Consider the following 25,804-nt stretch of genomic DNA (forward strand, 5'->3'; position numbering starts at 1 on the left):
CCGGTCATGAGTTCACGTCCCCGAGGAGCGCGAAGACCTCCTCGGGAGATTCAGCGACGAGGAGCCGATCCACTTGCTCCTCGTCGCTGAACACGAGCGCGATCTTGGACAGGACGTCCATGTGACCGCCGTCTTTTCCCGCGATGCCCACGACGAACCGCACGGGGTTGCCACCCCAGTCGATGGGCTCGTCGTAGCGCACGAACGAGAGCGCGGACGCGAGGACCGTGTCCTTGCCCTCGTTCGTGCCATGCGGAATGGCCAGGAAGTTGCCCATGTAGGTCGAGACCAGCACCTCACGGTCGTGCATGTAGCGGGGGTAGTCAGCGGTGACCGCTCCCGTCGCCACGAGGATTCGACCGGCCTCGTCGATCGCCTCGGCCGGCGTGGTCGCCGTTCCGTGGAGACTGATCTGGTCGAGTTCCAACACGTTGCCGCTCATCTGCGGATCCTTCTTCCTACTGATTCCTGGTGATTCCCGTAGTGGGTTACTGCTGCGCCTGCACGAGCGCGACGACCTCGTCGTACTTCGGGCTCGACATGAAATTGTCGACCGAAACGTGCTGGGCGTGCGGCGTCTTCTGCTTGGCGCGCTCGGTGAGCTGCTGCTGCGTGATCACCAGATCGACGTCGTCAGTGAGGTTGGCGATCGCCCGGTTCTCGACGGTCACCCCATCGATGCCGGCCTTCTTGATCTTGTTGCGCAGCACCGTGGCACCCATCGCGCTCGAGCCCATTCCCGCGTCGCAGGCGAAGATGATCGTCTGGATCTTGGAGCCCGTCGCGACGGTTCCCGCAGCGGCGGTCGCCGCACCCTGGCCGAGCAGTGCGCCGACCTGGCTGTCGCGCCCCTTGTTGGCCGCGTTGCGGGCGACCGCGTCGGCGAGCGCCGTGTCTTCGCCGAGGGCGATGGCTTCGAGGTCACGACGGCGGCTGGCCCGGATGATGACCGACGCGACGAGGAACGACACCGCGGCGGAGAACACCACCGAGAGGAGCACGCCGAGCAGACTCGACGGCGGAGCGGCACCGATGACCGCGATGATCGATCCGGGCGACGCAGGGTTGCGCAGACCCGAGTGGAAGATCACGTTCGTCAGCACGCCCGTCGCACCACCGGCGATGGCAGCGACCACCAGCAGCGGCTTGGCGAGAACGTACGGGAAGTAGATCTCGTGGATGCCACCGATGAACTGGATGAGGATCGCCCCGGGGGCGGAGGCACGGAGCAGGCCGACGCCGAACACGGCGAAGGCGAGCAGGATGCCGACACCGGGGCCGGGGTTGGCCTCGATGAGGAACAGGATGGACTGGCCGGCCTTCGACGCCTCGATCGTTCCCAGCGGCGTGAACACGCCGTGGTTGATCGCGTTGTTGAGGAACAGGATCTTGCCGGGCTCGACGAAGAGGCTCGCGAGCGGCAGCAGGTGGCTGTTGACCAGGAAGTGCACGACCGACTCGAGGAAGTTGCTGATCGCGGTCACGACGGGGGCGATGACGAAGAAGGCGACGATCGCGAGGGCCGCGCCGACAATGCCTCCCGAGAAGTTGTCGATCAGCATCTCGAAGCCGGGCCGGATCTTGCCGTCCCAGATGCTGTCCACCTTCTTCATGATCCAGGCGGCACCGGGGCCGACGATCATGGCGCCGAGGAACATCGGGATGCCCGCGCCGATGATGACACCCATCGTGGCGATGGTGCCGATGACGCCACCACGGAAGCCGTAGACCATGCGGCCACCGGTGTTCGCGATGAGGAGCGGGAGCAGGTAGGTGATCATCGGGCCGACGAGCCCGGTGTTGGTCACCTTCGGGTCGAGGCTCCAGCCACCGAGCTGCTGGACCCAGGTGGGCTCGTAGCCCAGCAGGTGCAACCATCCGGTCGGGATGAAGAGGGCAGTGATGAGGCCCCAGGCGATGAAGGCCGCGATGTTCGGGAGAACCATCCCGCTGACGAATGTGCCGAACTTCTGCACACCGACTCGCGCACCTCCGCCGCTTCGTGCTGCGGACGTCGTTGTCATTGTCTTACTCCGATTCTGTGGGTTGTGTGGTGAGGGGGGTTGCTGCAGAGAGCACCGCTGCGCGGGCCTCCACAGCGCTATTTGCCGAGAGAGCTAACTCGGCGAATTCCTGTGCCTGTGCGCGGGTGAACCGCGCGAGCTCGGCTCGCACATCGGCGAGCGCGGCGGGCGACATCGACAGCGAGGTCGCTCCGAGCCCGACGAGCACGACCGCTAGCATCGGGTCGGCCGCCGCCTCACCGCAGATCCCCACCGGCTTGCCGAGGGCGGCACCGGCGCGTCCCACCTCGCCGACGAGCCGCAGCACCGCGGGGTGCCAGGGATCCTGGAAGGATGCGACGGAGCCGAGCAGCCGGTCGGCGGCCAGCGTGTACTGGGTGAGGTCGTTGGTGCCGATGCTCGCGAAGTCGGCGTCGGCGAGGATCCGGTCCGCGAGCAGGGCGGAGGCGGGCACCTCCACCATCACCCCGGCCGTCTTGATGCCGAGTTCGCGGGCGAGCGCTACGAAGTATCGGGTCTCCTCGACCGTCGAGACCATGGGTGCCATGACCCACAGCTCAGCGGTGGTGTCGGCAGCAGCGTTGGCGAGGGCCGTGAGCTGGTCGCGCAGGATGACCTCGTGCGCCCGGAGCGCACGAAGCCCCCGCAGCCCCAGCGCGGGGTTCTCCTCCGGCTCGTCGTTCAGGAACGACAGCGGCTTGTCGGCGCCGGCGTCCAGAGCGCGCACGACGACCTTCTTGCCCGCGAATCCCTGCAGGAGCGCCGTGTACTTGGCCTGCTGCTCCGCGATGGTCGGCGCGTGCTCCGAATCGAGGAAGAGGAATTCGGTGCGGAACAGGCCCACGCCCTCCGCACCCTTCTCGATCGCCTCGGCGAGCTTGTCGACGGAACCCAGGTTGGCGAGCAGGGGCACCGGGGTGCCGTCGGCGAGCGCACCCGGTCCGATGGGAACGTCGGCGACCGCCGCACGGGCGGCGATGGTGGCCTCCGCGGCCGCACGCTCCTCGTCGCTGGGCGCCACCGTGACGACGCCCCGGGAGGCGTCCACGATGACGGTCTCGCCATCCGGGAGGTCGAGTGCCCCCACCGCGCCCACAATGGCGACGATCGCCTTCTCGCGGGCGAGGATCGCCGTGTGCGAGGTGGGACCGCCGTCACTCGTGATGAGCGCGAGCACCTTGTCGAGGTCGAGCAGGGCGGTGTCGGCCGGCGCCAGGTCGCGGGCGATGAGCACGAAGGGATGATCCGGGTCGGGCACGCCCGGAGCGGGAACCCCGCGCAGATGCGCGACGACGCGCTGCGAGACGTCATCGAGGTCGGTGGCGCGCTCCCCCATGTAACCGCCCATGCTCACGAGAAGGTCGCGGAACGCCGCGAAGGCCTCGAAGACCGCCCGCTCGCCGGTCTTGCCGGAGTCGATGCGCGCGTTCACGTCGTCGCGCAGGGTGGGATCCTCGGCCATGAACGCTTGCGCGTCGAGCACGTCCTTCGCCGAACCGCCTGCCCTCTCGCCGCGCAGCCGGATGTCGGCGGCCGTTGCGGCGAGCGCACCGGCCACCCGCACCTTCTCGGCGTCCGGCGCGAGCGCGCTGGGCTCGTCGCCGGGCTCGGCGAGGGGTTCGGGCATCCGGAGGATCGGGCCGACGGCGAGGCCGCGGCCGATCCCGACTCCCTGAAGCACCATGGTCTGCAGCACTCCGCTCACGCGTCGTGGTCGGTGGTGAGCAGAGCGGCGAGCTGGTCGAGCACCGCGTCGGCCCCGTCGCCCTCGGCGCGAAGCGTCACCTGGTCGCCGTGCTCGATTCCGAGCGAGATCACTCCGAGGATGCTCGCGGCGTTGAGCGTCTTCTCGCCCTTGGTCAGCTCGACCGGGATGCCCGCGGCGTTGACGGCCTGCACGAACAGCGAGGCGGGTCGCGCGTGCAATCCGTGCGCGGAGGCGATCGTGACGGTGCGTTCAGCCATGAGGATGTCCTTCGTTATCGGGGGAGGTGGTGAGGAGGGAGAGCGTGAGGTCGAGCGCCTGCTCGGCACCGCTCGGACCGAACGCGGTCTCCGGCAGCAGCGCGGCGGGAACCCCGAGGGCTGCGGCCTGCGCGCTCAGCTCGCCGAAGGCGCCCGCGAGGTGCGGGCCGACCAGGAGGGCGGCGGCGTCCGGGAGCCGGTTCTGGATGTCGAGGTTGCTCGCGGCGCGCGCCACGAGGTCGAGGCCGCGGGAGGCGGCGAGGGCGCGCATCCGGCTGGCGAGGAAGGTGCTCGATGCACCGGCACCGCAGACGACCAGAACCGTGGTCATGGGATCGCCTCCTTGCGTTCCTCGTGGTGCGGCCGAACACGTGCGTTGTTCTTCCATGATTCACGGCGACTTCACGGTTTCGCCATCAGAGCTGTTTCCTCCCCCGCGGAAAAAAGGGTGCGGAACCGGTCGGGCCCCGCGCATTCTGGCTACAGTGACTGATGAATGAGCGATAAGTATGAGCGCCTGCTGGAGCAACTCCTCCAGGCCGACGGCTGGGTGACGGCGTCTGAGCTGGCGGATCAGCTGGGCGTGACCACCAGGAGCGTGCGCAGCTATGTCACGGCGGCGAAGGCGGCCGCGCACCCCCTGGCGATCATCACGGCGTCGACGAGCGGCTACCGCATCAACCGCGAGGCCTACGCGAGCTTCATCTCAGGGGCGCGCTCGCGCGACAGCGAGCCGGCGACCCCGCGCGACCGCGTGCATCACCTGGTGCGGCGACTCACCGAGGCGCCCCAGGGGCTCGACATCCACGCGCTCGCCGACAGCCTCTTCGTGAGCGAGTCGACGATCGAGTCCGATCTGCGCAAAGTGCGCGCGCTGGGAGAGGATGCCGGGGTCGCCCTGGCCCGGCGCGGAAGCGTCGTCACGCTGGCCGGCTCCGAGGTGGAGCACCGCAGGCTGCTCAGCAAGCTCTTCCACAGCGAGAGCGCGCAGGGATTCCTCGAACTCGAGAACGTGCAGAAGGAGTTCGCGTCCGACGGCCTCGCGGGCTTCAAGACCGATCTGATCGCGATGCTGGACTCGCAGGGCTACTTCGTCAACGAGTACGGAGTCAACAGCGTGCTGCTGCACGTGGCGATCGCCGTGGACCGCGTGGCCCGCGATCAGAGGCTGCCGGTGGTGGAGGGTCGACCTCGGGACGCGGCGACGGAACCGGTCTCGGCTGGGCTCGCGCAGCTCATCCAGCGTCACTTCGACGTCACGCTGGGCGACACCGACCTCGACTACATCGCGAAGCTGCTGACCACCCGGGTGATCACGCCCGGTCAGGGCCGCCCGGTCGCGGAGGTAGTGGAGAACTACGTCGACACCGAGAACCTCGCGCTCGTGCACCAGATCGTCGCGCAGGTCTCCGAGGAGTATCTGGTCGACCTCGACGACGAGGCCTTCATGGTGCGGCTCTCGCTGCACCTCGGCAACCTCGTCGCCCGGGCGCACGACAACTCCTACTCACGCAACCCCATGGTGCGATCGATCAAGACCTCCTACCCGATGATCTACGACGTCGCCGTCTTCATGGCCTCTCAGATCCAGCGGGCCAAGTCGATCACCATGAACGACGACGAGATCTCCTACATCGCGCTCCACATCGGCTCCTTCCTGGAGCGGCAGTCGCGACGCGAGGAGCGCCTCAGCTGCGCGATCGTCTCCCCCGGCTACTACGACATCCACACGATCCTCAGGGAGCGGATCGAACGAGAACTCGGCTCGGAGCTCAGCGTGGAGATCGTCGTGACCCGCACCGACGTCGACTGGACCGACTTCTCCACCGACCTCGTGCTCACCACGATTGCCGGCCGCGGCATCGGCGACTCGGTCGTCGTCATTCAGCCGTTCCTCACCGATGCCGACATCGAGAACGTGCGGCGCGCGATCGGCCGGGTACGCCGCCACCGCCGTCGCGCCCGCATCAAGGATGACCTCCTCCGCTACTTCGACGAGGAGCTGTTCTTCCGCAACCTGCACGCCCCGGACGAGACCGCGATGATCCGCCTGCTGGGCGAGCGCATGGTCGAGCGCGGCATCATCGACCAGAGCTACGTCGAGGGCGCCATCGAGCGCGAGCTGATGTCGTCGACCGCCTTCACCGACACGATCGCGGTGCCGCACGCGATGGAGATGAGCGCCGAGCGCACCTCGATCGCGATCGCCGTGAACGAGACGCCGATGGCGTGGGGCGAGAACCGCGTGAACGTGATCGCCCTCATCGCCTTCGCCTCGAGCGGGCGGAGCTCGTTCCAAACAGTGTTCGATCAGATCGTCGAGGTCTTCGCCGAGCGCGGGGACGTGCTCGAACTCATCCGACGCTCCACCGACTTCGCGAGCTTCATCGAAGAGCTGGTGCACGTCATCGACGAGTGACCGTCGTCGTCTGTGATCATTCCTCGTTCTGGGGGTTGTGGCGACCGCGCGTTCACTGCACGGTTGAGCTATGGACACGGGGGCGGAACGATACTGCGCGCGCGAAGCGCACGGCGACTGCCAGCGCCCGCGCGATCACCGTGGGCCGCACGGCGACCCCGTGCCCGGTGACTGGCCGACGCCCGTTCCACTGCCCGCCGGCTGGATCGGTCTGGGTCCCGCCTTGCGCTCCCCCGGCGACGACGCCTTCGCGATCGCGAGCCCCAACTGGCTGATCGCCGCCGACTTCGCGCGCGAGTCGGACCACGTGCGGGTGACGTCGTGGGAGCCGTTCCCCCACCACAGCCGCGCCCGCCGCAGTTATCACGCGCGACTCACACCCGCGGGTCTCGAGCCCGTCGACGAGGATGCCCGGCGCTGGTTCAGTATGTATACGCGGGCGACCCCGCTCCTGACCGCACTCGCCGCGGAGTTCGCCGCTCTCGCCTGAGCACGACGGGGAGCGCGGTGATCCGACGCAGACCGCTCGACAACGACGCACCGGGAGGGCGCACCCATGAGTACGGCATCAGACAATCTGACGGCGGCACAGCGGCACGGCATGGCCATCCGGCCGCTGGTGGGAGGATTCCCCGTCTTGGCGAAGGTTCTGCACGAGGCAGGCGTTCGACGGAACGAGTGGACGCTGCCCGCGGCGCAGAGCCTCTCCCTCACCGACCTCGGGACCGTGGTCCAGCTCGGAGAGCCGCTGGGCAGCGGCGCACTTGACGTCGCCCCGTTCGATCGGGAGGCCGTCGTCGCGGCGATTCGCGCCGATCAGGCCGGGAAGAGCAGCTTTCCCGAATTCTTGCAGGCGGCGTGGCGCGCGGGAGTCGTGCGGTATGTCGCGGATTTCGACTCCCGCACGGTCACGTATTACGGCGCTGACGGCCAGAGTTACGCCGAGTCGTACCCCGATGTCGAGCTGCCCGCGGCCGACTGACCCCGCGAGTCCGGGCCCGGCCAGAGGCAGTGCCCGTGGTTAACGCAAGAACCGTGAACACTCGGAAACTGACGCTTCCGGTTGTTCACGGTTCTCGTGTTGTGTGTCTATTTTGTTGCGGGGACAGGATTTGAACCTGCGACCTCTGGGTTATGAGCCCAGCGAGCTACCGAGCTGCTCCACCCCGCGGCACAAGAGATAACACTACCACAGGCCTGGAGTGACGCGTGCCCGCGGACGCTCACGGAGGCTCGCCCGCGGACGCCGGCCGGCCCAGCGAGAGCGGACGCCGGTCCAGCGAGGCGGGCGCCCGCGGTGGGGCGCCCCGCCTCGCTCTACTGGCCGCTCGCGGCGAGTGCGCGCTGGATGGCCGCCTGCAGCTGAGCGTCGGCCTGGGCCGCCGCCACCAGGTCGTTCGCCTTGTACGCCGCGGTACGGGCATTCAGCGCCGCCTGCGCATCCCTGAGCGCCTGGTCGAGCGCCGCGTTGCCCGTCGGCGTCGCCGTGCTGCCGGGTGTCGGTGTCGCGGTGCTGCCGGGCGTGGGGGTCGAGGTCGACTCTGCGCCCTTGTCACCGGCGGTGACGCCCGAGTCCCCGCCGAAGAGCGAGTTGAGCGCGGCATCCAGCGTGTCTTCGAAGGCGATGCTCGACCCGAAGCTCACGAGTACCTTGCGCAGCAGCGGGTACTGGGTCTCTCCCGTCGACTGCACGTAGACAGGCTGCACGTAGAGAAGGCCGCCGCCCACCGGCAGGGTGAGCAGGTTGCCCAGTTTGACCTGGGTGTCGCCCTTCTGGAGGAGTGCCAGCTGGTTGGCGACGTTCGTGTCGGTCTTGAAGTTGTTCTCGACCAGACCAGGCCCCGGTGTCGTCGTCTTGCTCGGCAGGGTCAACAGAGTGAGCTTGCCGTAGTCGGCGCCCGCATCCGAATTCGCGGTCAGATACCCCGTGAGCACGCTTCGCGAGGAGTCGCCGCTGCTCTTCGGAATGAACGTCGTGTAGAGCGTGAACGCGGGGTTCGCGGTGCCGGGGACCTTCATAGTGAGGTAGTACGGGGGCTGCTCCGGCGCGTTCGTCGTGAGCGACGAGGTCGGTTCTGCCGGCGTCGACCACTGGTCGTTGCCGGAGTAGAAGGTGTTCGGGTCGGTCACGTGGTACGAACCCAGCACGGCCCGCTGCACCTTGAACAGGTCGGACGGGTACCGCACGTGCGCGAGCAGCTGTGCGCTCATCTTGGACTTCGGCTCCACCGTGGCGGGGAAGATCTTCTCCCACGTCTTGAGCAGCGGGTCCTGATCATCCCACGCGTACAGGGTCACCTTGCCGCTGTAGGCGTCGACCGTCGCCTTGACCGAGTTGCGGATGTAGTTGAGGTTGTCGAGCGCGAAGTCGGGCTTGGGCGTGTAGGTATCCGCGATCGTGTTGCTCAGCTGCTCCACGGTCGAGTACGGGTAGTTGTCGCTCGTCGTGTAGCCGTCGACGATCCAGACCACGCGGCCGTTCACGATGGCGGGGTACGGGTCGTTGTCGAGGGTCAGGTAGGGCGCGACGGCCCCGACGCGGCTGCGTGGGTCGCGGTTGTAGAGAATCTGCGACTGGTCGTTGACCGCGTTCGAGAGCACGATCTCCTCCGACTGGAACTTGATCGCGTAGACGAGCCGCGTGAACAGATTGCCCAGCCGCGGGCCCCCGTTGCCGGTGAAGGTGGTCTTCTGGCCCTGGCTGTTGTCCTCCCCGGTCGGGTAGTCGAGCTCGACGTGGTTGGTGGTTCCCGCGGGGCCGCCGACGATCGAGTAGGCCGGGGAGTTCTCGCCGAAGTAGATGCGCGGCTCGAAGCTGCCGAGCGAACCGGTGCTGGGGATGCCCGACTCCAGGAACACCGGCTGGCCGGTCGACGCTCGCTGGTTGCCGTAGGCGGCGACCACCCCGTAACCGTGCGTGTACACGACGGTGTTGTTGTACCAGCTGCGCGAGGTGCCGAGTCCGGTCTGGTCGAGGTCGCGGACCGCGATCACGGTGTCCTGCGTCTTGCCCGCGATCATGTAGCGGTCGACGTCGAGGTGGGCCGGGAAGCCGTAGTACTGCTTGAACTGCTCGAGCTGCTGGAAGGACTTCTCGACGAGAGCGGGGTCGAGGATGCGGATGTTGGCCGTGGTCTCGGCATCCTGCCGCAGCGCGTTCTTCTGGGCCTCGGGCACCGCGTCGTACTGGATCTCCTTCACGCCGGCGACGCCGTAGGCGTCCCTCGTCGCGGTGATGTTGCGCTGAATGTAGCTGGACTCGAGCGTCTTGGCGCTCGGCTCCGCCTGGAAGCGCTGAACGATCGCGGGGTAGACGACGCCGATCACGAGCCCCGCCACCAGCAGAAGCGCGGTGCCGATGATCGGCAGCCGCCAGCGCCCGATGATCGCGGTGACGATGAACAGGATCGCGACGAGAGCCGCGACGATCGACAGGATCGCCCGGCTGGGGATCGTCGCCGTCACCTCGGTGAATCCGGCGCCGGTCGCGAGGAAGCCCGCGCTCGGCTCGGTGAGCGTGGCGTATTGGTCGAGCCAGATGCTCACGGCTTGCAGCCCGACATACACCGCGGCGGTGATCGCCAACTGGATGCGCGCGGTGCGCGAGATGCGCAACTCGCGCCCGTTGACGCGCAGAGCACCGTAGAGATAGCTCGTCGCGAGGGCCGCGATGGCCGCGAGGATGACCACGGCCGAGGCGAAGCCCACGACGCCGCGCCAGAACGGCAGGTCGTAGAAGTAGAAGGAGAGGTCGAGGTGGAACTGGGGGTCGGTCTTGCCGAAGGAGGTGCGGTTCAGGTACTGCAGCGCGATCTGCCAGCGCGAACCGGTCGACACTCCCGCGAAGATGCCGAGGATGGCCGGGATCCCGTACATCGCCAGGCGACGCAGCGGCTCGACGACCTGCTGGTAGCGGTCGAGTTGAGAGTTGAGCTTCGCGTAGACCGGGCGGAAGCGGAAGGCGACCTCGATGCTCACGAACACGGGAACGGCCATGCCGATGAAGCCGACCAGGAACATCACGAGCTCGGCGATCCACTGGGTGGTCAGCACGCCCAGGAATCCCAGCTGCGAGAACCACAGCACGTCGGTGTAGAGCCCCGCGAAGATGAAGAAGGCGATCACGAGGACGGCGATGATGACGGCCGTGATCGTCAGTGTCGCCCGGGTTCGGTTGGCGGGGCGATTCGGCGTTGAGGTCACGTGACCACTCCTGGCTCTCTTGGGGTGCTGCAATCTTAAAGGGGTCGGGTGGGAGAACGCCCCGCTATGACCCCGCTGCGCAGCTGGAGAGTGACGCCAGCCCCTTCCCCGAGGAGATGGCCTTCAGGGCCGTGAGCGAATCGTCGAGGGTCGCGACGGAGTAGACGTGCAGGCCCGACGGGATGTGACCGACCACCTCGTCGCAATTGGACCGCGGCGCGAGGAAGTAGCGCGCACCCGCACGGGCCGCCCCGTACATCTTCTGGCGGATGCCCCCGATCGCGCCCACCGTGCCCGCGCTGTCGATCGTTCCGGTGCCTGCGACGCGCTTCCCGCCGTTGAGTTCGCCCGGCGTGAGCTTGTCGATGATGCCCAGCGCGAACATCATTCCCGCGCTCGGTCCGCCGACATCCTGGAGCTGGATCTTGATGGGAACGGGGAAGGTGTAACTCGTGCCCACCGCGATGCCGAGAATCGGTGCCGGGGTCGCCGCGGAGCTCATGACGGGCGTGATCATCGCGGTGTGCATGACACCGTCGCGGGTGAACACGATGGTCGCGGGCGTCGCGGTGCCGTTGGCCGCGACGGCGGCCCTGAGCGAATCGACGTCGGAGAAGGATTGACCGTCGACCGTCTTGATGACGTCGCCGACCCGCAGCACGCCGTCAGCCGGGTAGCCCTTCTCCACGGTCGCGACGCTCAGAACCGTCGGGAAGGTGTAGCCGAGGGAGTGCAGGGCGGCGGCCACCGCATCCTGCTGAGACTCGGCCATATCGGCGGCGTTCTGCTGGTTGGACTGATCGACGGTCTCGCCCTGGGGGTAGATCTCGTCGATGGGCACGATCGCCTGGCTCGGGTCGAGCCACGCCGCGGCGATCTCCGCCCAGCTCGGCGGCGACTGGCGATTGCCGGTGATCGAGACGGTGAGCATGTCGAGACTGCCCGCGGTCGGGTAGGTCTTCGTGGTGGAGGGGATCGCGATGACCGGCACGGTCGTGCCCTTGTACTGCGTCTCGCCGACCGTGTTGAAGACGGGCCCGGGCTGCTCGATCACGTACGGCGCGGGCAGCATCGCGGCGATCGCGACTCCCACGATTCCGATGGCGAGGATGCCCCAGCCGATGTTCCGGCGGCGTCTGCTGCCGCGCGGCGCGTCGGGCGCCGTATCGGTGAAAATGGCCACCGGTGTCCTTCGTGAGTGGGGCTGGGTACGGGTGCCTCGGGCCTGTTCGCCACGGGCGCACTGCCGAAGGGGCCAGCCTAAGCCAGTTTTACCGACCCGTCGTTCGTGCGAGGGCTAGCGTAGTTCGCATGCCTGATGATTCACGGGAAGAACCCGAGGATGAGTTTCGTGACATGCTCCGCGAGTTCCTCGCGGGCAACACGAACATCGATCCCGCGAAGCTCGCGAGCGCGGCGGGGCTCCCGAACGACCCCGCGGTCATCGCCCAACTGATCCAGCAGCTGCAGAACGCGCTCCAGTCCAGCGGGGAGGGGGTCAACTGGGGCCTCGCACTCGAACAGGCGAAGGGGATCGCCGCGCGCAGCACGATCGTCTCGCTGCCCGAGGAGCGCGCCGCGCTCGAACAGGCGTTTCACGTCGCCGAGCTGTGGCTCGACGACGCCACCTACGTGTCCGAGCTGATCACCCCGCCGCGGCTCATGAGTCGCTCCGAGTGGGTGACCGCGACGATGGCGGTCTGGACCCAGCTCGCCGAGCCCGTCGCGACCTCCATCGCCAACGCGCTCTCCGAGGTGCTGCGCCAACAGGCTCCGGAGGAGCTCGACGACGTCATGGCGGGCGCCAGCACGCTCATGCGCAACGTCGGGGGGACGCTGTTCGCGATGCAGCTCGGCCAGGTGGTCGGACAGCTGTCGACGGAGGTCGTGTCCGGCGGCGATGTGGGGATCCCGCTGCTGGAGGAGCAACAGGCGGCGATCATCCCGCAGAACGTGATCGCCTTCGGTGCCGACCTCGATATACCCGTCGACCAGATCCACCTCTATCTGGCGGTGCGCGAGTTGGCTCATGCCCGCCTCTTCCGGCACGCGCGGTGGCTGCGGCTGCGGCTGCTCTCGTCGATCACCGAGTTCGCCCGCGGAATCCGCATCGACACCGAGCGACTGGAAGAACTCGCGGCCGAATTCGATCCGGAGAACCCCGAGCCCCTGCGCGAGGCCATGACGAGCGGTGCGCTCATCCCGCCCAAGTCGGAGGAGCAGCTGGAGGCGCTCGCGAGTCTCGAGACCATGCTGGCCCTCATCGAGGGCTGGGTCGACGTGGTGACCGCGGAGGCGACGAAGCGGCTGCCGAAGAGCGACGCGATCGCCGAGACGGTGCGGCGGCGGCGTGCCTCGGGCGGGCCGGCCGAGTCGGCGTTCGCCGCCCTCGTCGGGCTGGAACTGCGGCCCCGGCGACTGCGCGAGGCGGCCGCCATGTGGCAGGCCGTCACCGATGCGGTCGGCGCGAAGGAGCGGGACGCGCTCTGGTCGCAGCCCGACCTCGTGCCCACCTCCGAGGACATCGCCGACCCCGCAGCACTCATCGCGCGCATGCGCGGCGAGGCGAGCATGGATGACGTCGACCGCGCGATCGAGGCCCTCCTCGGCGACGACACGGATGACCGCCCGCACGAAGACGACTGACCCGAAGCGCGCCCCCGGCCGAGGGCGTCCGGCCACCGGCTGTGGATGACCCGCTCGCGGTCCCGTGCCGTGCGGTCATGCTGGGCCGATGGCCCTGCGACTCGACCCGCGTATCCCCCTCGTCTGGCGCACCCCGTTCGACCTCCAGCTCGGCGTGGATCCGCCGATCGTCGTGCTCCACGACCTCCCCGGCGCCGAGGAGCGGATGATCGCGGCGCTCGCGACCGGCGCCACGCGGTCCGCGCTCCTCGTCGTCGCCCGGGGGTGCGGCACCACCGATGCCGATGCCCGGCGCCGGGTCGACGCCCTCCTGCGCACCCTGCAGCCCGCCCTTCTGCCCACCACTCCCCCGCCGCCGACGCCCGACGCAGAGGGGTCGCGTGCACCGACGCCCGACGCAGACGGCTCGCGTGCACCCAGGATCGCCGTGCACGGCGCGGGGCGCACGATCGACCTCATCGCCGCTCTTCTTCGCGCTGAGGGCATGACCGTCGTCAGTGGTGCGCGCGCGACCCGGGAGCCGGCCTCCCTCGGAATCGCGGTCTGCCACTTCGCGGCGGACGGTGCGGCGACCGCGCCCTGGCTGCGACGCGACGTGCCGCACCTGCTCATCCGCTACTCCGATGCCGCCGTCGAGGTGGGGCCTCTCGTGGAGCCGGGGGTGACAGCCTGCTCGCACTGCATCGAACGACACCGCCGCGACGCGGACGCGGCCTGGGTCGCCATCGCCTCCCAACTGCTGGGGCGACGGAGCGCGGCGGAGTCGGAACTGCTCGCGATGGAGGCCGCGGCGGCGGCGGCGCGCCTCGTCCGCGCGCGCATCGAGGGCGGCCCGGAGGCGTCGCGGCGCGAGTCGACGTCGATCGTGATCGACGCCTCGACGGGGCGCACCTCGCCGCGAACGTGGACTCCGCACCCCGAGTGCGGGTGTCGCGATCCGCTGGCCGCGATCAGCGCAGTTCGGCCAGGAAGCGACTGGGCTGGCGCTGCTGAGCGCGATTCGCCCCGGCAGCCGCCCAGGAGAGCTGCAGGGAGCGGCGGGCACGGGTGATGCCCACGTAGAACAGCCGTCGCTCCTCCTCGATCCCGGCATCGGTGCGCGCGTAGCTGATGGGAAGGAGGCCCTCGCTGACCCCGGCGATGTAGACCACGTCCCACTCCAGGCCCTTGGCGCTGTGCAGGGTAGCGAGCGTGACGGCCGACATCGTGGGCTCGTGCTGCCCCGCCTGGCGCTCGAGCAACTCGGCCACGAACTGCGCCAGCGTCGTGCCGGGGGCGGCCGCCTCGGCGAGCCCCATGATCGCGTTGAGCGACTCCCAGCGATCGCGCACCGAGCCCGGCGCCTCCACGGGTTCCTGGGTCCAGCCGAGCGAGCGGAGCACGTCGCTCACGGATTTGAAGAGCGGCTCGCCCACGATCGAGATCGATGCCCCCTTCAGCATCATGATCGCCTCCTTCACCTCCTTGAGGTCGAAGAATCTCGTCGATCCGCGCAACTGGTACGGCACCCCCGCATCGCCCAGCGCCGCCTCGAGCGCGGCCGCCTGCACGTTGATGCGGTAGAGAATCGCGATCGACTCGGGCGGGGTGCCCTCGGCGATGCGCGCCGCGATCGAGGTCGCGATCTGCCTCGCCTCCGCCGAGTCGGTCGCCGCGACCTCCACGTGCGGCGGTGCTCCCGCGGGGGCGCCCGGCACCGCGTGCAGGTCGAGCGCGCCCGGGCGGCCCCGCATCACCCGATTCGCGGCGTCGATGATCGCGGGCGTCGAGCGATAGTTCTGTTCGAGCCGGATGACCGTCGCGTGCTCGTGCCGCGTCGCGAACCCCAGCAGGTAGTCCGGCGTCGCGCCGGCGAAGGAGTAGATGGTCTGACTGGCGTCGCCGACGACACAGACGTCGTTGCGCTCCCCCAGCCAGAGCGTCAGCAGCTCGTGCTGGAGAGGGGAGACGTCCTGATACTCGTCGACCACGAAGAAGCGGTACTGCTCGCGCACCTGCTGGGCGACGCGGGGTTCGGAGTCGATCATGCCCGCGGTAACGAGCAGCACGTCCTCGAAGTCGATCTGGCGCCGGTCGTCCTTCACCTTCTCGTAAGCGAGGTGGAGATCCACCATCGCGGCCACCGAGAGGCTCGGCGGGAGCACGCGCGTCTCGGCCGCCGCGGCGTACTGGTCGATGGTGAGGCGCGACACCTTGCGCCACTCGATCTCGGCGGCCGTGTCGCGCAGGGTCGCCGTGTCGAGCCGCAGCCGCACCGAGTCGGCGGCATGACCGAGGAGGCGCCCCTTGCTCTCGAGCAGACGCGGTACCGTTCCACCGACCACCTGCGGCCAGAAGTAGCCCAGCTGCGAGAGCGCGGCGGCGTGAAAGGTACGGGCCGCGACGCCGCCCGCCCCGAGAGCGCGCAGACGGGAGCGGAGCTCACCGGCCGCGCGCGTCGTGAAGGTCAGGGCCATGACGCGCCCCGGCGAGTACACGCCCGTCGCGACCCCGTAGGCGATGCGGTGCGTGATCGCCCTCGTCTTCCCGGTCCCGGCACCCGCGAGCAGCACGACCGGGCCGAGAAGTGCTTCCGCCGCCTGCCGCTGCTGATCGTCGAGGCCGGCGAGAAGATCGTCGGCCCCGGTCACCACAGCCCGTCGGTGATCGGTTCGCCGTACCACTCCTCGATGATGGCGTGAGCGATCGAGGTCGAACCGGGCAGCATGATCTCGCCGCGGGAGTCGCGCAGCTCCTCGCGCGAGAACCAGCGCAGGGCGAGGATCTCATTGCCGTCCGGCGTGAGGGTGCTTGTGACCCGCGAGTCGACGCGGGCCATGAAGCCGAGCATGAGCGAGGCGGGGAACGGCCAGGGCTGACTGCCCAGGTACACCGGGTCGGTCACGCGAATACCCGACTCCTCGAAGACCTCGCGCACCACCGCGGCCTCGAGCGACTCGCCCGGCTCGACGAAACCGGCCAGAAGGGAGAAGCGGTTGGACTCCCAGAGGGCGTTGGAGCCGAGCAGGAGCCGGTCATCCGCGTCGGTGACGCCGACGATGATGGCGGCGTCGGTGCGCGGGAAGACCTCGGTGCCCGAGACGGGGTCGCGGCGCACCCAGCCGCCCTTCTCGACGAGCGTCGGCTCACCGGTGCGCGGCGAGAAGGCGTGCGAGGCGTGCCAGTTGAGGATGCCGAGCGCCTCGGTCAGGATGCCCGCATCCCGGTCGCTCAATACCGTGCCCAGCGCGCGCAGGCTGCCCCACTCGGATTCGGCGAGGTGCCCCGCGTCGGCGAGGAGCACCGCGACGATGGGGGTGCCGACCGGTTCGGGACTCGTCGTCGAGGTCGAGCGGCCGAGGTACACCCGTAGCTCGGCCTCCGGGATCGCCCCCACCGGCAGGAGCGCGAGGGAGCTCGGGGAGGAGAGCAGGGCGGTGCCCTGGAAGATCGGCAGCACCCGCGTCGCCGGATCGGCCCACAGCTCATCGAAGAGGTTCTCGCGCTCGCGCGCGAGGTAGTCGCGGTCGACCTCGTAGCGCGAGAGCGGCAACCGGGAGAGGAAGGAGTTCGTCATCGGTTGACCCATCGGAAAGGCGTGGCGTGCGGGGGATGTGGGCGTGCTCGACCTACCCTGTCGGTATGGCTCGAACCCACTTCACTCTAGCCGCGCTGGCGACCTCAGCCGTGCCCGGTCTCGACGTCGTCGAGACCTCCGTGTTCGGTGGCACCGGGGCCGGCGACTTCGACTCCGCGCTGCTCACCATCCGCGACGGTCGTCACCTCATCGTTCGCCTGCCGCGCAACCAGCGCGCCGAGTCGGAGCAGTCCGCCGACCTCGTGGCCCTGCGCGCGCTCAGCGCCGGAGTGCGCACCCGACTCCCCTTCGGCGTCTCGAGCTTCGTCGGCCAGGTGCCGTTCCGCGGTACGCGCGCGATCGTCTACGACTTCGTCTACGGCTCGACCCAGGCGCTCGGCGCGCTCACACCGGAGCACTCGGCATCGGTCGGCCGCGCAGTCGCCGCGATCCACACCCTCCCCACGAGCTTCATCGCCGACGCAGGCCTCCCGGTGCTCACGCCGGTCGAGTGCCTGCGCGCGGCGATCACGATCATCGATCGAGCGGCCGCGACGGGTCTGGTTCCGGCCGCACTGCTGCGGCGCTGGGAGCGGGCGACCGAGGAGTCGAAGCTCTGGCAGTTCCAGCCGACCGTGATCAACGGCTCGCTGGGCGCCGCCTCCTTCCTGTACGAGGACGACGAGGTCACCGGCGTGCTCGGGTGGCAGGAGCTCCGGGTCGGGGATCCCGCGCGCGACCTGTTCTGGATGCTCGGCTCGCGTGGCGAGACGGTCGCCGAGGCCGGCTTCAACGCCTACAACACGGCTCGCGGCAACACCGACCGTCAGGTGCGCAAGCGCGCCATGCTCTACGCCGAGCTCGAACTCGCCAAGTGGCTGCTGCACGGCACTGAGGTGCGCAGCACCGAGATCGTGGATGACGCCGTGGAGATGCTCTCGGGTCTCGCCGAGAGCGTGCTCGGTGAGGCGTCCGAACCGATCGGCCCGCAGACCATGCCGACACTCGACGTCGACCAGGTCGAGGACATGCTCGACCACAGCGAGCGCATCGACCGCGCTGTCTGACCCTCGCGTCAGCGCGCCGCGACGCCGCGCCACAGCGCGACCAGTTCCTGCTCGTCGAACAGTCGGCTCGGCTCGATGACCCTGTCATCGGCGACGTAGTAGAAGACCGCGTCGATTCGTTCCGGATCGATGCCCCTCCAGCGCGCGTAGGCGAGTCGGTAGAGCGCGAGCTGGAGCTGCTTGTCCTCCAGGTCGCGGGCGTCCCGCGGAGCCTTGCCGGTCTTCCAGTCCACGACCTGAAAACGGTCGCCGTCTTGGTACACGGCATCGATCTTGCAGATGATGATCTGGCCGTCCAGGATCAGGTGGATCTCGCGTTCGACCTCGACGGGCCGGCGCATCGCCCAGGGCGACCGCTCGAAGGTGGCCTTGAGGGCTGTGAGCTGCGCGTCGTCGATCGGCGCATCGTCGATGTCGTGCTCGCCGGGCGGGGCATCCAGCTCCTCGAGGCCGGCAGCGGAACCGGACCGCTCTTCCACCCAGGAGTGGAAAAGTGTGCCGAGGCGGGTGGCGCGATACGGGCGTTCGGGCATCGGCCGGCGCAGCGCCGACGCGACCGCCGCGGGGTCGGTCACGAAGTCCTTGAAGCGGGAGGCGGGAACGCGGGTGGGCAGGGCGACGTACTGCTGGGCATCCCATCTGGCGGCGCGCTCGGCGAGCAGGAGGTCGACCTCGCGCTGGAAGCGACCCGCGTCACCCGGATCGACCGCGCGCACCGCCTCCGCCGCCGCCTCGACCCGACTGCGCCGTGATCCGAGCGGGTCGCGGGGCCACTGGAACGTCTCGACCTCGTCGCCGAGCGGGTTCTCGTCGCCGCCCGAGAACTCGGGCAGCGGCCCGATGAGCCCGCGACCCTCCAACTCGCGCAGGAGCGGGCTCGGATCGCGCGGCTTCGACTGGGTGGCCCAGTACGACCCGGTCAACAGCAGGGAGTGGCGGGCGCGGGTGACCGCGACGTAGGCGAGCCGACGCTCCTCCTGCACGTGTCGCTCCAGGACGCGCTCGCCGAAGGCCGTGCGCGCGTCGAGCACCTCTTTGCGCGTGGTCGCGAGCTGCCACTCGAACTCGGGGAGCTCGTCGGCGTCGCCGCGGAACGGCCAGGGCAGGCTGCCGAATCCGAGCCAGCCGGTGGAGCCCTCCACGGGGCGGGAAGGAAGTTCGTCGACGACGAGGCGCGGTACCACGACCGCGTCCCACTCGAGCCCCTTCGAGCCGTGGATGGTGAGGATCTGAACGGTTCCCGGCTCGGGGTCCTCGGGGCGCGGAGCGAGCCCGTCGCGCCACTCCGCCTCGCGCAGCCAGGCCAGGAAGCCGCGCAGCGAGGCGCTGTCGTCGACCGCGAGGTAGCTGGTGAGCGCGTCGAAGAACGCCTCCATGGTCGAACCGCCCAGCGGACGGAACTCGTTCGCGGCCACCTCGATGTCCAGCATGAGTTCCTGCTCGACCAGCGTGACGTAGTCGAGTAGATCGAGTCCGCCACGCGCCCGCAGGCGGGCGAACATCCGCCCCGCGGTGCGGAGTCGATCGAGGCCGACATCGCTGAAGCCGCGCAGGGCGCCGTGCCCGTCGCTCGCGGTGGCCACGAAGTCGAGGGCGTCGACGAGCGACCCGCCTTCGCCCTCGGCGACCGAGGAGCGGAACGCCTCGACGACCTCGTCGCTGAACTGCTGCTGAGCGTAGTCGCGCTTCGCGAGCCAGCTGGCCAGCGATCGCAACTCGCGGAGGTCGCGCACCCCGATCCGCCAGCGGGACCCCGCCAGCAGGCGCAGAAGGGGGCTGCCCGCGCCGGGATCGCCGAGCACCGTGAGCGCGCACACCAGATCGGCGATCTCCGGCTCGGCGAGGAGACCACCCACCCCCAGGACGTGGAACGGCACGTTCTGCTCGCGCAGCGCCTCCAGAAAATAGGGCTGCGTCTTCCGGGCACGGAACAGCATCGCCGCGGTCGGCGGCACGCCGTCCGCGCCCGGCTCGTCGAGACGGGTTCGCAACCACTGGGCGGCGGCACGCGCTTCGGCGCGGAGATCCTGCTCGAAGGCGACCTCGACCTCGCGGTCGGAGGCGACCGGGCCCGGCACCAGTCGCTCGACACCCACGCGGGTGTGTGCGGCGAGCGGCTCGACGATCGCGTTGGCGACACCGAGGATCCCGTGCCCGTTGCGCCAGCTGGTGGCCAGATTGAAGTGCTGGGCCGCCGCGGCACCGGCGCTCACCGAGAACTGGCGCCCGAACTGTTCGAGGTTCGCCGCGCTCGCCCCCCGCCAGCCGTAGATGGACTGGTTGGGGTCGCCCACCGCCATCACCGCCTGGTCGGCGAAGAGCTCGCTGAGGAGCCAGGTCTGCACGACGCTCGTGTCCTGATACTCGTCGAGGAGTACGACCCGGTGCCGGTCACGCAGTTCGTCGCGCACGCGCGGGACCTCGCGCACGAGCGTCAGGGCGAGCGCGACCTGATCCGAGTACTGCACGAATCCACGCCGGGCTTTCTCCCGGTCGAAGGCCCGGGCGAGATCGAGGAGTGCACCCAGCCCGTCGACGGTCGCGGCGAGGCGATCGATGTCGGGGTAGGCGCCGCGCCCGCCCGGCGGGAGGTCGACGATCCCGGCGAACCGTCGCGTGAAGTCGCGCACCGCATCCGTGTCGACGATGTTCTCGCTCACCTCCGCGCTGAGGCGCAGCACCGCCTTGGTGATCGCGTCGACAGACCGCCCCAGCTCGGGGAGCCGGCTGTCGGTGCTGGCCACAACGAGCGATCGCGCCAACTGCCAGGCGGAGGCCTCGCCGAGAACGGTGCCGTCGCTCTCCCGGCCCAGGAGCATCGCGTTGTCGCGGTAGATGACGTTGGCGAAGGCGTTGTAGGTCGAGACGAGCGGCGTCTCGAAGGGGTCGTGGTCGCCTGCGACGAGGCCGCGATCGGCGAGCTGCTGGATGCGGCGTCGGATGCGCTCCCCCAGTTCTCCGGCCGCCTTGCGGGTGAAGGTGAGCCCGAGGATCTGCCCCGGCTGCACGAGGCCGTTGGCGAGCAACCACAGCACGCGATTGGCCATCGTCTCCGTCTTGCCGCTGCCCGCGCCCGCGATGACGAGCGCCGGACCGAGCTCCGCCTCGATCACCTCCCGCTGCTGAGGGGTGGGCGGCGGGAGCCCGAGTTCGCGCGCGATCTCGAGCGCGCTTATTCTCGCGGCCTCAGTCACTCGACACCGCCCGTACCCGATGGAGGGCCGGTGCCCCCGACGCGGTCGCACCCCACCCCGTGTATTCGACGGAACCCTGATACGAGGCCAGAGCCATTCCCGCGGCGGCCTGCCGGATCCGCACGCGGAACCCCTCCAGCTCCGCAGGGGTGAGGGGCGCCTGCGTCTGCTCCTTGTACAGCTTCGAGCGCTCGCCCTGCTTCACGAAGAGCAGTTTCGCTCCCCCGGCGTGGTGGTCGCCGAGCTCGGCGAGATACTCATCGAGAACCCCCTCGGCGTAGGCCAGCTGATAGGCGCCCAGCTGGGCGTGGCCGGCGACCTTTGCTGCGGCGGGCGGCGTGCCGGTCTTCAGATCGACGATGACGATCGCCCCGTCGGGCGAGCGCTCGATCCGGTCGATCGACCCGCGCACCTCCGCCCTGTCGACCTCGAGAGTGAAGCGACGCTCCGCCGCGACGAGCTGCTTTCCGTCGCGCGCGAAATCGGCCAGGTACTCCGCGATCCCGGCGGCGAGCACTCGCGCGGCTCGCTTCTGCGCCTCCGCCATCCACGGCGACTCGAACAGGAGTTCACCCCAGCGCGACTCGACCGCCGACCAGATCGCGTCGACCGAGGAGTCGGTGGCGGTCTCCATCGCCCAGTGCAGGATCGTACCGAGCCCCATCGCGACCGTGGACTCCCCGCCCGCCATCGAGTCGATGAACCAGTCGAGCGGCGAGTTCTCGAACTTCTCGAGCTGCGACGGGGAGACGGGAACGCGCTCCTCCTGCGCGTAGAGCGGCGCCTCGGTCGAGACCGGGATGAGACCGTGCCAGTCGACGGGATCCGCGCCGGGAACGCGCTCCGCCGCGAGCCGGGCGAGGGCAGCGGCCGCGGCCCGGCGATCGGCCGCCGGTCGGGAGTCGTCGGCGAGGTCGCGCCGGAGCCGGCCGGTGAGTCCGCGAAGCGAGAGGGGCGGCAGCGACCCTGCGTCGAGGGGCGGAGTGCCCTCCGGAAGGAGGGAGAAGAGCACGCTCGCGGACTCGTCCTCGTTGGCGACCGCGCTCAGGATGACCTGCTCACGCGCGCGCGAGACCGCGAGGGCGAAGATGCGGAGCTCGTCGTCGAGCACCTGCTTGCGGGCATCCGTCGCGTTCGCGTCGATGCCCCGAATGGCGTCGACGAGTTCGCCCGCCCGCAGCAGGGAGTTGCGCAGGCGCGTGTTGGGCCAGGCGCCCTCCTGCAGGCCCGCGATCACCACGGTGTGAAAGTCGAGCCCGACCGCGCCCGAGGGGGTCGTGACGAGTACCGCGTCGTCGCTCGGCTGCGGCGAGAGGGTGTCTTCGGGGACATCCGCGTCGAGCACATCGCCCAGGAACACGGTGGCGTCGACACCCGGTCGACGCTCGACGAACCGCTTCGCCGCCGTGAACAGCGCCATCACGCCATCGAGATTGCTGTTGGCCTCCGCCGCCGTGATTCCCGCGCTGAGCGCCTGATCGAACCACTCGCTCGCGAGCCCGCTGCGATCCCACGCCAGCCACAGGAGCTCCTCGATCGTGCCGCTGTCGTGGTGAAGCTCGCCGAGATCGTGCAGGATGCGCGCCAGCCGGTCGGCCCGCCGACCCGAGCGATGATCGATCGTGGCGAATCGCCCCGGTGCGGCCAGGGCCTCGACGAGCAGCTCGTCCGCCGAGCGGGTGCCGCCGCCCACGATCTCCTCGGCGCGCAGCGCGAGCCGAAGTCGGCGCAGCGCCAGCCGGTCGAGCCCGCCGAAGGGGCCGAGAAGGAGCTCGGTCGCCGTCTCCGCGCTGAGCGGCGCCCGCCCGATGCCGACGTCGACGACCGTGAGCAGCGCGCGAGCTGCGCGATCCTCCCGCATCGGCGTCGACCCCACGGTCGTGCGGGCGGGGACCTCCGCGAGCGCGAGGGCTCGTCGGAGGCCGGGCGCGGCGGCGCTGCTGCGCACGACGACCGCGATGTCGCTCCAGGGAACCCCGTGGATGAGATGGAGCTCGCGCAGGTGGCGGGCGAGTGCCGCGGTCTGCCGCCCGGGGGTGAGCGCGTGCAGGCGGCGAAGCGGTGTCGGCGCGTCGTCTCCGACCGCTCGCGCGCGTCGCTGCCCCACCGCGCCCGCGACGCCGATCCGCTCGACGGCCGCCCCGACCAGCTCTCGGATCGCCGGTCCGTGCCGGTACACCGTGGACAGCACCAGCGGCTCGGGCGCGCCGCCGAGCAGGCCCCCGAGCGCCGCGACGATCGCGGGCTGACCCCCACGGAAGGCGTTGGCCGCCACGTCGGGGTCGCCGAAGCCGACGACGGCGATTCCGCGTGCCGCGAGAGCGCGCAGCAGCTCGATCGTCGACTGGGTGGCCTCCTGGAGGTCGTCGACGACCACGAGCCGGGTGCGCGCGACGCGCTCGCCCGCCGATCCCGCGTGGATCGCCTCGATCGCGAACCTCGACAGCTCCGCCGCGTCGAGCTGCGCGGAACGGTAGGCAGTGACGACCGCGAGGTATTCCTCGATGAACTCCGCCGCCGCCGCCCACTCCGGACGCCCCTGCGCGCCGGCCAGCTCGCGCAGTCGCGCGGGGCTGATGTCGAACTCGGTGGCCCGCATCATGAGCTCGCGCAGCTCGGTACGGAAACCGCGCAGCCGGCGAACCTCGGGACCGAGTGCCTCCGGCCAGTCGGGGCCGCCGCCCTCCTCGAGGTGACCGTCGAGGAGGCCCGCGATGTCGGCGTCCTGCTCGCCGCCGGTGACGAGCCGCGGCGTCGGCGCGCCCGCCGCGCGAGCCGCCCCGCCGACGATCTCGAAGGCGAGCGAGTTCACGGTGCGCGCGAGCGGCCCGTTGGTCGGGATGCCCAGCCGCAGGGCCAGCTGATCGCGCAGTCGAGTAGCCGGCGCCCGCCCCTGCGTGAGCACCATCACCTCGTCCGCCGACCAGCCGCGCCCCAGCACGCGATCGGCGACCAACTCGATGAGCGTGGTGGTCTTGCCCGAGCCGGGCGCCCCGATCACGGAGCGCGAGGCGTCGTCCGCGAGCGCGAGCACCGCTCGCTGCGACTCGTCGAGGGTGACCGCCGCGGCGGACCCGCCCGTCAGGCGCGCCGCCACACGGGACGAGCGCGCCGCGCGGTCGAATCCCTGGATGCTCACCCGAGCAAAGCTAGTGGACGCGACCGACATCCGGAGGTCGGCGTTCTGCCGTCAGTGAACGGCGGCGGGGGCCGCCCGCGAACTGTCGTAATCTTGCCTCGTGGACATTCGCATCGGCATTCTGAACAGCCCCCGTGAGATCAACTTCGAGACGTCCCAGTCGGCGGCGGAGATCGAGAAGGTCATCGCCGACGCTCTCGGCAGCGGCGCCGCCTACTTCCGTCTCTCCGACGACAAGGGCAAGGTGTACATCATCCCTGTCGCGGCATTCGGCTACATCGAGGTCGGTTCCGAGGTCTCCCGCCGCGTCGGCTTCGTCGCCTGACCATGGAACTCCTGTTCGTCGTCCTGATCGCGTTCGCGATCGGGCTCGGCGCTCACTACCTGCTGCCGCATCGCGCGAGCACCGGCAGCATGCTGTCGGCCTCGGTCGCCGCCGCGGTGTCCTCCCTCGTGTGGGTCGCTCTCCTCTGGGCCGGGCTCACCTTCGACGGCGGCTGGATCTGGGTGATCAGCCTCGTCGTGGGTGGCGCCGTGGCGCTCGCCCTGTCGATCGTTCTGCCACGACGCCGGGCGGCCTCCGACGCGGCGCTCTTCACCCGGCTCGCCAAGGCCTGACCGCCCCGGGGATGCGGTGACCACGGCCGCGCCCTCCCGCACCGTCCGCCGCAGCGTCGCCCGCGGCGCCGCAGCCCTCGCGTGCCTGCTCGTGCTGGTGGGATGCGTGGGTCGGTCATCCGCCACGCCCGCACCGACCGCGACGGCCGGGCCGGTCACGCTCGCGGTCTCCGTCTTCCAGTACCGCTCCGACTACGCCATTCGCGGCCTTCAGATCCACGTCGAGAACACGGGTGCGGGTGACATCACCGTGACCGCGGCGCGGTTCACCTCGGCGTTCTTCCCCGGGGTCCTCTCCTCGCGCTCGGCACCCTCGCCCGTGTTCGCGGGGAGTGCGACCGATTTTCCGGTGATCCTCCCCGCCTCGGTCTGCTCGGCGCGGTCGCCGGAACCCCGGGTGATCGTGTCGTACACCGGGCCCGGCAGCTCGCACGGAACCGTCACGGCGACGCCGCCCGATCCCTTCGACTCCCTCGGCGTGATCCACGCCCAGGACTGCAGTCGGGCCGCGTTCGAGCGCATCGCGCGAATCTCGGTGGCCCCGCACCTCGCGTTCACGATGAGGGGCGGCAAACCGGTCTCGCTGCTCGCGATCACCCTCACTCCCACCGGGGCCGGGGGCGAGGCGCGCCTCGACTCGATCGGCAGCACCACGCTGCTCCAGCAGCCGGGGGCGCAATTGCGGATGATCGGCGCCACCCTCAGCGCCCGGCGGCCCCCACTCCGCCTCACCATCGACTACATCCCGAGTCGCTGCGAGCAGCACGTGGTCGCGGAGGACAAGGTGGGCACGGTGATCCCCTTCCGGGTCGACGTCGGAGACTTCCACACCGCCGAGTTCGGGGTGCCGGTGGGAGCCGCACTGAAGCTCGAGTACTACGCCTACGTCGCCCGCTACTGCGGGTGGTGAGCGGAACAGCCGGGGTGGCGAGTGGCGGCTGGTGAGCGGAGCAGCCGGGGTTGCGAGTGGCGA

General features: G+C 69.8%; 20 protein-coding genes and 1 tRNA gene. 9 read left to right on the forward strand and 12 right to left on the reverse strand.

The window, feature by feature from the left end:
- Positions 1–4 precede the first annotated feature (4 nt).
- Genes G3T37_RS04320 through G3T37_RS04340 form a run of 5 tightly spaced genes read right to left on the reverse strand, consistent with a single transcriptional unit; the run spans position 5 to position 4,320 of the window.
- Positions 5–442, reverse strand: a complete 438-nt coding sequence (locus tag G3T37_RS04320; RefSeq protein ID WP_163472211.1) for a PTS mannitol transporter subunit IIA — start codon at positions 440–442, stop codon at positions 5–7.
- Between the two features lie 46 nt (positions 443–488).
- Positions 489–2,024: a PTS mannitol transporter subunit IIBC gene (locus G3T37_RS04325; protein WP_163472212.1), complete on the reverse strand. Its 1,536-nt coding sequence runs from the start codon at positions 2,022–2,024 to the stop codon at positions 489–491.
- Between the two features lie 4 nt (positions 2,025–2,028).
- The gene (ptsP, locus tag G3T37_RS04330) at positions 2,029–3,708 is read right to left on the reverse strand and encodes a phosphoenolpyruvate--protein phosphotransferase (RefSeq protein ID WP_163472213.1); all 1,680 of its coding nucleotides are present in this window, start codon (positions 3,706–3,708) and stop codon (positions 2,029–2,031) included.
- Between the two features lie 17 nt (positions 3,709–3,725).
- Positions 3,726–3,989: an HPr family phosphocarrier protein gene (locus G3T37_RS04335; protein ID WP_163472214.1), complete on the reverse strand. Its 264-nt coding sequence runs from the start codon at positions 3,987–3,989 to the stop codon at positions 3,726–3,728.
- Positions 3,982–4,320, reverse strand: coding sequence for a PTS sugar transporter subunit IIB (locus tag G3T37_RS04340; RefSeq protein WP_163472215.1), 339 nt, complete (start codon positions 4,318–4,320; stop codon positions 3,982–3,984). The genes G3T37_RS04335 and G3T37_RS04340 overlap by 8 nt, the downstream gene beginning before the upstream one ends.
- Before the next feature lie 165 nt (positions 4,321–4,485).
- On the opposite strand from G3T37_RS04340, the gene G3T37_RS04345 reads away from it, so the two are divergent.
- The 3 genes from G3T37_RS04345 (at position 4,486) to G3T37_RS04355 (ending at position 7,390) form a co-directional block, all read left to right on the forward strand.
- The gene (locus G3T37_RS04345; protein ID WP_163472216.1) at positions 4,486–6,408 is read left to right on the forward strand and encodes a BglG family transcription antiterminator; all 1,923 of its coding nucleotides are present in this window, start codon (positions 4,486–4,488) and stop codon (positions 6,406–6,408) included.
- 160 nt (positions 6,409–6,568) lie between these two features.
- Positions 6,569–6,898 (forward strand): hypothetical protein, encoded by a 330-nt coding sequence (locus G3T37_RS04350; protein ID WP_163472217.1) that lies wholly within the window; start codon positions 6,569–6,571, stop codon positions 6,896–6,898.
- Between the two features lie 66 nt (positions 6,899–6,964).
- A complete protein-coding gene (locus G3T37_RS04355; RefSeq protein ID WP_163472218.1) occupies positions 6,965–7,390 on the forward strand; it encodes a DUF1398 domain-containing protein in 426 nt (141 codons plus the stop codon).
- Between the two features lie 115 nt (positions 7,391–7,505).
- Here the strand turns inward: G3T37_RS04355 and G3T37_RS04360 are convergent.
- From G3T37_RS04360 to G3T37_RS15265, 3 genes are all read right to left on the reverse strand, one after another.
- Positions 7,506–7,579 (reverse strand) — tRNA-Met (locus tag G3T37_RS04360).
- A gap of 146 nt (positions 7,580–7,725) precedes the next feature.
- On the reverse strand, positions 7,726–10,611 hold the full coding sequence (locus G3T37_RS04365; RefSeq protein ID WP_174247729.1) for a UPF0182 family protein: 2,886 nt from the start codon (positions 10,609–10,611) through the stop codon (positions 7,726–7,728).
- A gap of 64 nt (positions 10,612–10,675) precedes the next feature.
- Positions 10,676–11,794 (reverse strand): S16 family serine protease, encoded by a 1,119-nt coding sequence (locus tag G3T37_RS15265; RefSeq protein WP_163472219.1) that lies wholly within the window; start codon positions 11,792–11,794, stop codon positions 10,676–10,678.
- A 128-nt stretch (positions 11,795–11,922) separates the two neighbouring features.
- On the opposite strand from G3T37_RS15265, the gene G3T37_RS04375 reads away from it, so the two are divergent.
- Positions 11,923–13,257 carry a zinc-dependent metalloprotease gene (locus G3T37_RS04375; protein WP_163472220.1) on the forward strand — a complete coding sequence of 445 codons (1,335 nt, stop codon included), beginning with the start codon at positions 11,923–11,925 and terminating at the stop codon, positions 13,255–13,257.
- 88 nt (positions 13,258–13,345) lie between these two features.
- A complete protein-coding gene (locus tag G3T37_RS04380; RefSeq protein WP_163472221.1) occupies positions 13,346–14,308 on the forward strand; it encodes a TOMM precursor leader peptide-binding protein in 963 nt (320 codons plus the stop codon).
- On the opposite strand, the gene G3T37_RS04385 is transcribed toward G3T37_RS04380, so the two are convergent.
- Together G3T37_RS04385 and nudC are read right to left on the reverse strand one after the other, a co-directional pair.
- Positions 14,208–15,890, reverse strand: a complete 1,683-nt coding sequence (locus G3T37_RS04385) for a UvrD-helicase domain-containing protein (RefSeq protein ID WP_163472588.1) — start codon at positions 15,888–15,890, stop codon at positions 14,208–14,210. The genes G3T37_RS04380 and G3T37_RS04385 overlap by 101 nt on opposite strands.
- Complete coding sequence (gene nudC, locus G3T37_RS04390; RefSeq protein WP_163472222.1) at positions 15,884–16,813, reverse strand: NAD(+) diphosphatase; 930 nt, start codon at positions 16,811–16,813, stop codon at positions 15,884–15,886. The genes G3T37_RS04385 and nudC overlap by 7 nt, the downstream gene beginning before the upstream one ends.
- Positions 16,814–16,878: 65 nt before the next feature.
- On the opposite strand from nudC, the gene G3T37_RS04395 reads away from it, so the two are divergent.
- A complete protein-coding gene (locus G3T37_RS04395; RefSeq protein WP_163472223.1) occupies positions 16,879–17,880 on the forward strand; it encodes a phosphotransferase in 1,002 nt (333 codons plus the stop codon).
- Positions 17,881–17,888: 8 nt separating this feature from the next.
- On the opposite strand, the gene G3T37_RS04400 is transcribed toward G3T37_RS04395, so the two are convergent.
- Complete coding sequence (locus tag G3T37_RS04400) at positions 17,889–21,074, reverse strand: UvrD-helicase domain-containing protein (RefSeq protein ID WP_194241326.1); 3,186 nt, start codon at positions 21,072–21,074, stop codon at positions 17,889–17,891.
- Positions 21,067–24,213: a PD-(D/E)XK nuclease family protein gene (locus tag G3T37_RS04405; protein WP_163472224.1), complete on the reverse strand. Its 3,147-nt coding sequence runs from the start codon at positions 24,211–24,213 to the stop codon at positions 21,067–21,069. The genes G3T37_RS04400 and G3T37_RS04405 overlap by 8 nt, the downstream gene beginning before the upstream one ends.
- Positions 24,214–24,313: 100 nt before the next feature.
- Here G3T37_RS04405 and G3T37_RS04410 point away from each other — a divergent pair, with 100 nt between their 5' ends.
- The 3 genes from G3T37_RS04410 to G3T37_RS04420 are packed head-to-tail and all read left to right on the forward strand — an operon-like array spanning position 24,314 to position 25,741.
- On the forward strand, positions 24,314–24,538 hold the full coding sequence (locus tag G3T37_RS04410) for a DUF3107 family protein (RefSeq protein WP_163472225.1): 225 nt from the start codon (positions 24,314–24,316) through the stop codon (positions 24,536–24,538).
- Positions 24,539–24,540: 2 nt separating this feature from the next.
- Positions 24,541–24,831, forward strand: a complete 291-nt coding sequence (locus tag G3T37_RS04415) for a hypothetical protein (RefSeq protein WP_163472226.1) — start codon at positions 24,541–24,543, stop codon at positions 24,829–24,831.
- Between the two features lie 16 nt (positions 24,832–24,847).
- Entirely contained in the window at positions 24,848–25,741 is an 894-nt protein-coding gene (locus tag G3T37_RS04420) for a hypothetical protein (protein WP_163472227.1), read from the forward strand.
- Positions 25,742–25,804 lie beyond the last annotated feature (63 nt).

It is taken from the genome of Galbitalea soli (assembly GCF_010686725.1).
Taxonomy (GTDB): Bacteria; Actinomycetota; Actinomycetes; order Actinomycetales; family Microbacteriaceae; genus Galbitalea; species Galbitalea soli.